We start from the raw sequence: 6,317 nt of genomic DNA, 5'->3' as shown, positions 1-6,317 counted from the left end.
TCACCGTCGACGGCGACCTCGTCACCGCCCGCGGCCCCGGCTCCTCGAGCGCCGCGGCCGAGACCCTGCTCGAGGAACTGGACGTCTGATCGGGCTCCACGGCCCGCTCGATCCGAGTCCGTTATACGCGCGCCGTCCCAGGTGAGCGTGTGGCTTCCGCTGAATCGAACACCGCTGTACAGACCGGGCCGGTACGGAGTCGCGGCTACTGCATCACCGTCGATGACGGACGAGAGTCGTTTTTCGCGCTCAGTATCGAACGCGTCGACAGCGAGGACGCGTGGCTCATGTCGGACACCGCCGTCGCGCTCGAAAACGTGCGGTAAGCGACGACCACTCTGTGCTGACCTGAAACCACTGTGACACTGTTCGCGTCACGAATGAGAAGGGGCTTTAGCTCGTCCGTTCTTCTCCCGTCCAATGAGACGTCGGACGTATCTGGCCGGCGGCGCGAGCGTGCTCGCGGGGATTGCCGTATCGGGCGTCGTGAGTCAGCCGTCGGGCAACGAGCGCCTGCTCGAGGCGGCTCGCGAGCCTCCCGATACCGGCGAAGGGAGTTCGAACACGGAGATGATCCGTCCCGGAACCGACCACGAAACGCCGCTGTACGAGATCGACGCGCCGAACGACGGCCCGACCGCGATGATCTTCGGCGGCGTCCACGGCGACGAACGGAGCGGGATCGAGGCCGCTCACGAAATCTCCGACTGGCGTCCCGACGCGGGGACGCTCGTCGTCGTTCCCGAGACCAATCGCGTGGCCGTCGAGAACGACGAACGCCGAGGGGCCGACGGCGACCTGAATCGACAGTTTCCGGCCGATCGTGAGCCCCGGAGCGAACTCGCAGCGGGCATCTGGGACGCCGTCGAGACCCACGAACCGGACGTCGTGCTCGACCTCCATCGATCGCTCGGAGTCTACGGTCTCCATCGGGAGTTCGTCGGGCAGGCGATCTTTCACTCGCCCGACGCCCGCGGCGAGCGCCTCGCCGACCGCCTCAACGAGGATGCCGTCCCGTGGTATCTGCCGTTCCACAGGTTTACGGCCCGAGAGAGCTCCCTCACCGGGCCGTTGCTCTTCCAACACGCCGCGCGCGAACTCGAGGCGAGCGCCTACATCTTCGAAACCACCGAGTTCCTGCTCGATCACTCCACGATGGTCGAACTGTCGCGACTGGCGGCTGCACACGTCCTCGAGCTGCACGGCCTGCTCGAGCGCGGAGGTGGCGCATGACTGACGGAAACCGACGCGCGCCCACCGACGGTGAGCGCGACGGTCGACTGCCCGTGTCGCTCCGCCGGATCGCGACGAGTCCGGCGACGCTCGCCACGTTCGCGCTGCTGGTCGTTCCGTTCGGACTGGGCTGGCTCGAGACGCGGCTCTTCTCGCCGCTCGCACTGCCGGGCTACCTGATTTATACCATCGGCACCGCGATCGGAAACGCCATCGCGCCCCGCCTCGATTTCTGGGCCTACTGGGTGCCGTTCCTCGCCGGTACCGCCGGCATCGCCGCCATCGTCGGCTCGGGCTACGAGTGGTGGCGCGATCGGAGGGGTAGCGACTCGAGCGAACGGCTGTAACGGACGGGCCTCGACCGCGATCGATGGACGATCGCGCGTGACGGTTCGTGTTGCAACGAATCAGTCCCTTTTTACACGCAGACGGGGAATCAGTTCCTATGAGCTTCGAGGAAGACGACCGCGTGGTCCTCCACGACGAGCACAGCGAGTTCGACGGCGAGATCGGCACCGTCTCCCAGACGATGGAGTCGATGTTCGGCGACGTCACCTACACCATCAGCTTCGACGACGGCCAGGAGGCCGGCGTCCCCGAAGACGACCTCGAGGCGGCCGACGACGCCGACGAGGAGACGGACGCAGACGCCGACGAGGAATAGATCCCGCTCGCGGGTCGGTTCACCCCTCGAGTCTACTCGCCGACCGTCACCGCACCGACGACACCGCGCCCGCAGACCACATTCACACTTCGAATCGCAGATGCCACAGATCCCGCTTCACTACGTCGATTTACGGACGTTCTGCTACGCCACCGAGGACGAGAAACGCGTCGAGGAGGCGCTCCGAACGTTCCTCCCCGACGACGGCGACGACGAGCCGTTCGAGATCGAACGCGCCGAGAGCGAGGGCCACTACGGCGACCGCATCCTCGTCCTCTCGGCACGCGTGGAGAAGGCCGACGACGTCCGCCACGTCCTCTCGCGGCTGGCCGACCTCGAGTCCTTCGACGAACTGATCGACGAACTCGACGATCGAGTCACTGAAAACACCGAACTGTTTCTCCGACTCGACAAGCAGGCGGCCTTCGCGGGCGACGTCCGCCTCGGGCAGGGCATCACCTTCCGCGGAAAGGTCGAGGCCTACCCGGCGAAGAAGGAACAGGCCGTCGAAAACGCCGAGGACGTCCTCGAGCGGTTGCGCGAGCGGGAGTAATCGACCTCGCCGTCGGTCGCTGACCTCTCAGTATCGGACGCTGTTTTCGGCCGGTTGCTGCCGTTCAGCGGCGACAGCCGGTTCGGTTCTACCGTGTCTCGCTGCTCTCGTCCGCCAGCGGAACGCGCCGATCTGATCGAACGCGATCCGCTGGGCACGACTCGTCGATCCGGCCGAACGCGGTCTACTGGGTACGAAGGACTTTTGACTGGCCAGTCAGTAAGTTCCGATACTCACTGAATGACGGACGAGACGATCGACGATATTATGGAGGCGACGTATCGAGCGCTCTGTACGCACGGCTACGCGGATCTGACGATGCAGAATATCGCCGAGGAGTCGACCAAAAGCAAGGGAACGCTCCACTATCACTTCGAGGGCAAGCAGGACCTCCTCGAGTCGTTTCTGGAGTATCTCCTGAACAGGTTCGAGGAGCGAACCGAGACGATTCCGGGCGAGACGCCGGCCGAACGGCTCCACGAGTTCCTCGAGGAACTGCTGACGCCGGCGGACGAGGAGTCCGCCGAGGAGTTCCGGACGGCGATCCTCGAGATCAAGGCTCAAGCGCCGTACAACGAGGTTTACCGGGAGAAACTGGGCGCGTTCGACCGCGCGCTTCAGGCGCGCATCGCGACCCTCGTCGCGGACGGCCTCGAGGCGGGGGAGTTCCGTCCGGATATCGACCCGGACGAGACGGCCGACTTCCTCGTCACGCTGTTTCACGGCGCACAGACGCGAGCGGCCGCGGTCGATCGCCCGCCCGAACGGACGCGCCAGTACGTCCACGAGTACATCGACGAAATCCTGCGGGCTGACGGGGCGACCGAGCGGGACGCGGCGACGACCGACGAGGACCGGGAGGCCGGCGAATGAGCGTTCTCGACCGACTCGTGGGGTGGCTCTCGCGCTGTCTCGATCGACTGTCCGGGCTGTTCAAGGGCCGCGACGAGTTCGATCTGACCGCCGGCGACATCGCTGGTCCGCTGTTCTACCTCTCGCTGCCGATCATCGTGACGAACCTGTTGCAGACGGCCTACAACCTCATCGACACGTTCTGGCTCGGGCAGTATAGCACCGAAGCGCTCGCGGCGATCAGCTTCGCGTTTCCGATGGTCTTCCTGCTCATCTCCGTCGGCATGGGGCTGTCCGTCGCCGGGAGCGTGCTCGTCGCCCAGCACATCGGTGCGAACGAGGAGTCCGAGGCGGAGTACGCCGCCTCGCAGACGGTCGCCCTGTCGTTGCTCGGTGCGGTGGCCCTCGGACTGGTCGGCTACGTCTTCGTCGACGGACTGCTCGGACTCCTCGGCGCATCGCCGGACGTGTTGCCGCTGGCGACCGACTACATGGAGGTCATCTCGCTCGGGATGCCATTCATGTTCGGTTTCTTCGTCTTCATCGCGCTGATGCGGGGCTACGGCGATACGATCACGCCGATGCTGGTGATGCTCGGCTCCGTTCTCCTCAACGTCGTCCTCGACCCGTTCCTGATCTTCGGCTGGGGGCCGTTCCCCGAACTCGGCATCGAGGGGGCGGCGATCGCCACGGTCTTCTCCCGCGCCCTCGCGCTCGTCGTCGGGCTGGCGATCATGTTCCGCGGGACGCGAGGCGTCCGGATTCGGCTCCGCCAGATGCGTCCGGACGTCTCGTTCGCCACGAAACTCGTTCGAATCGGGTTTCCGGCGTCGATAGAGGGCATGGGAAGGGCCCTGTCGATCAACCTCCTGCTGGTGATCGTCGGCCTGTTCCCGACCTACGTCGTCGCGGCCTACGGTATCGGCACCCGCGTGTTCTCGGTCATCTTCCTCCCGGCGATCGCGGTCGCCCGCGGCGTCGAGACGATGACCGGACAGAACGTCGGTGCCGACAAACCGGAGCGCGCGGAAGCGGCCGCCAACTTCGCCGCTCGAACCATGTTCGTCGTCCTCGGCGCGCTGGCCGTCGTGGCGTGGCTCGGCGCACGGCCCATCACCGCCACGTTCACCGACGACCCCGAGGTCATCGAGGTCGGCGTCACGTTCCTCCGGTACGTCGCGCCGTCGTTCGGCTTCATCGGCGTGATGCGAGCCTACAACGGAAGCTTCCGCGGCACCGGGAAGACGCTCACCGCGGCGGCGATCGTCCTCGTGACCTACGCGGTCGTCCGACTCCCGATCGCCTACGTCCTCTCGCAAGGGGCGATGGAGTACCGCGGAATCTGGCTCGCGTTCGCCGCCTCGAACGTCGTCGGTGCTGGCCTCGCCTACGGCTGGTACCGCAGAGGGACCTGGCGCGACGCCGACGTGACCGACGGGCCGGCCGCTCCCGGTCTCGGCGACGACCTCGAGGTCGGCGAGACGGACGCGAGCACGAACGACTAACGACCCACCCCATTCAGTAAAGTGCCCGTGAGGTGACGAACTCACGAGCCGAGTCACTATGCGATTCCCCTTCGACAGTTCGTGCTGGCGGGCCGACGACCGAACACAGCGAGTGAACCGCTCGAGTCGCGCTGCGCGGAGGTAGTCGATGGTCGAGACCGTCAATATCGATATTCTGAGCCTCCTGCTCGTCCTGTCAGTCGCGTGGGTGTTCGGCGCGCTCGCCGAGCGCCTCGGCTATCCGACGATGATGGGGGAGCTGTTCGCCGGCATCGCCTTCGGCCCCGCGTTGCTCGGCCTCTTGCACCCCTCGGAACTGCTCTCGGTGCTGTCCGAACTCGGCGTCTTCCTCCTGATGGTCTACGTCGGCATGGAGGTCGACCTCCGCGAACTGTTCGAGCTCGGTCCGCAATCGCTACTGATCGCCTTCGGCGCGTTCGTCATCCCGTTCGGACTCGGCTACGCGGCCGGCGTCTGGCTCGGGGTCTCCGTCGGCGCGGCGCTCTTCCTCGGACTCGCCATGGCCGCCACGTCGCTCGCGACGAAGTCCCGGATCCTCGCCGACCTCGAGCTACTGGATACCCGGATCGCGAACGTGTTGCTCGGCGGCGCGCTCGCCTCCGACGTGGGCGTCCTCATCGTGTTCGCCGGCGTCAATAGTTACGTCACCGCCGGCGGACTCGATCCGAACGAGATCGGCGTGATTCTCCTGCAAGCGATCGGCTTCTTCGCGGTGACGCTCGTGATCGGCTATCGGTTCCTGCCGATCGCGTGGCGATACATCGAGCGTCAGCGCGAGCGGTACGGGTTCGTCGATCGGACCACCGCGTTCACGTTCGCCCTGCTCGTCTCCCTGCTGTTCGCACAGCTCGCGACGCTCGCGGACCTACACATGATCATCGGCGGGTTCATGGCGGGGATGTTCCTCCGGCAGGCCGACGTGGAACCCGGCCTCTACGAGCACATGCACACGGTCATGTACGACCTCGCGATGGGGCTCTTCGCGCCCGTCTTCTTCGTCACGGTCGGCTTCCAGATCACGTTCGGGGTCTTCTTCGACTCGTTCGTCGTGCTCGCGGTGCTGGTCGTCGTCGCGTTCCTCGGGAAGATCATCGGCTCCTGGCTGTTCTCGCTGCCGACGTCGCTGACCTCCCGCGAGGGCCTGGTCGTCGGCTTCGGGATGAACGGCCGCGGGACCGTCGAGATCATCATCGCGCAGGTCGCCTACGAGGCCGGCGTCATCGGCGCGGAAATGTTCTCGATTCTCGTCTTCATCGCCGTCTTCACGACCGCGCTCGTCCCCGTGACCGTCACCTGGGGCGTGCGCGTGCTCGAGTCGGCGGACGAACTCGTCTACGTCGATTCGGCGACCGTGACCGAGGACTGAGTGCCGGCCGCGGCTCGACGTCACCCGTCGAGACGGCCGCCGTCCCAGCCGCGCTCGAACGGGGCGTTTTTGCCGCCCGCGCCAGCAGGGAGAGGTATGCAAGTCCACGTCGTGGGTGGCGAC

Annotated in this window: 8 protein-coding genes and 1 pseudogene; all 9 read left to right on the top strand. The window is 66.0% G+C overall.

Translation table 11 applies throughout. The annotated features are described in order from the left end of the window. A pseudogene (locus PGX04_RS21125) lies at positions 1-89 on the top strand (type 1 glutamine amidotransferase domain-containing protein); the annotation flags it as partial. Positions 90-149: 60 nt separating this feature from the next. Next, positions 150-326 (top strand): hypothetical protein, encoded by a 177-nt coding sequence (locus PGX04_RS21120; protein ID WP_273740311.1) that lies wholly within the window; start codon positions 150-152, stop codon positions 324-326. Positions 327-420: 94 nt separating this feature from the next. Next, on the top strand, positions 421-1,233 hold the full coding sequence (locus PGX04_RS21115) for a succinylglutamate desuccinylase/aspartoacylase family protein (protein ID WP_273740310.1): 813 nt from the start codon (positions 421-423) through the stop codon (positions 1,231-1,233). Next, a complete protein-coding gene (locus PGX04_RS21110) occupies positions 1,230-1,580 on the top strand; it encodes a hypothetical protein (protein WP_273740309.1) in 351 nt (116 codons plus the stop codon). Before PGX04_RS21115 ends, PGX04_RS21110 begins: the two co-directional genes overlap by 4 nt. Before the next feature lie 98 nt (positions 1,581-1,678). After that, positions 1,679-1,897 carry a DUF1918 domain-containing protein gene (locus PGX04_RS21105; protein WP_273740308.1) on the top strand — a complete coding sequence of 73 codons (219 nt, stop codon included), beginning with the start codon at positions 1,679-1,681 and terminating at the stop codon, positions 1,895-1,897. 100 nt (positions 1,898-1,997) lie between these two features. Beyond that, the gene (locus PGX04_RS21100) at positions 1,998-2,450 is read left to right on the top strand and encodes an RNA-binding protein (protein WP_273740307.1); all 453 of its coding nucleotides are present in this window, start codon (positions 1,998-2,000) and stop codon (positions 2,448-2,450) included. A gap of 240 nt (positions 2,451-2,690) precedes the next feature. After that, complete coding sequence (locus PGX04_RS21095) at positions 2,691-3,323, top strand: TetR/AcrR family transcriptional regulator (protein WP_273740306.1); 633 nt, start codon at positions 2,691-2,693, stop codon at positions 3,321-3,323. After that, a complete protein-coding gene (locus PGX04_RS21090) occupies positions 3,320-4,807 on the top strand; it encodes an MATE family efflux transporter (RefSeq protein ID WP_273740305.1) in 1,488 nt (495 codons plus the stop codon). The genes PGX04_RS21095 and PGX04_RS21090 overlap by 4 nt, the downstream gene beginning before the upstream one ends. Before the next feature lie 148 nt (positions 4,808-4,955). Continuing rightward, positions 4,956-6,194, top strand: a complete 1,239-nt coding sequence (locus PGX04_RS21085) for a cation:proton antiporter (protein ID WP_273740304.1) — start codon at positions 4,956-4,958, stop codon at positions 6,192-6,194. The last annotated feature ends 123 nt before the right edge of the window (positions 6,195-6,317 follow it).

This window comes from Natrinema soli (assembly GCF_028618695.1).
The sequence above is the reverse complement of the archived record's forward strand: the minus strand, read 5'-3'. Positions and strand labels throughout refer to the sequence as shown.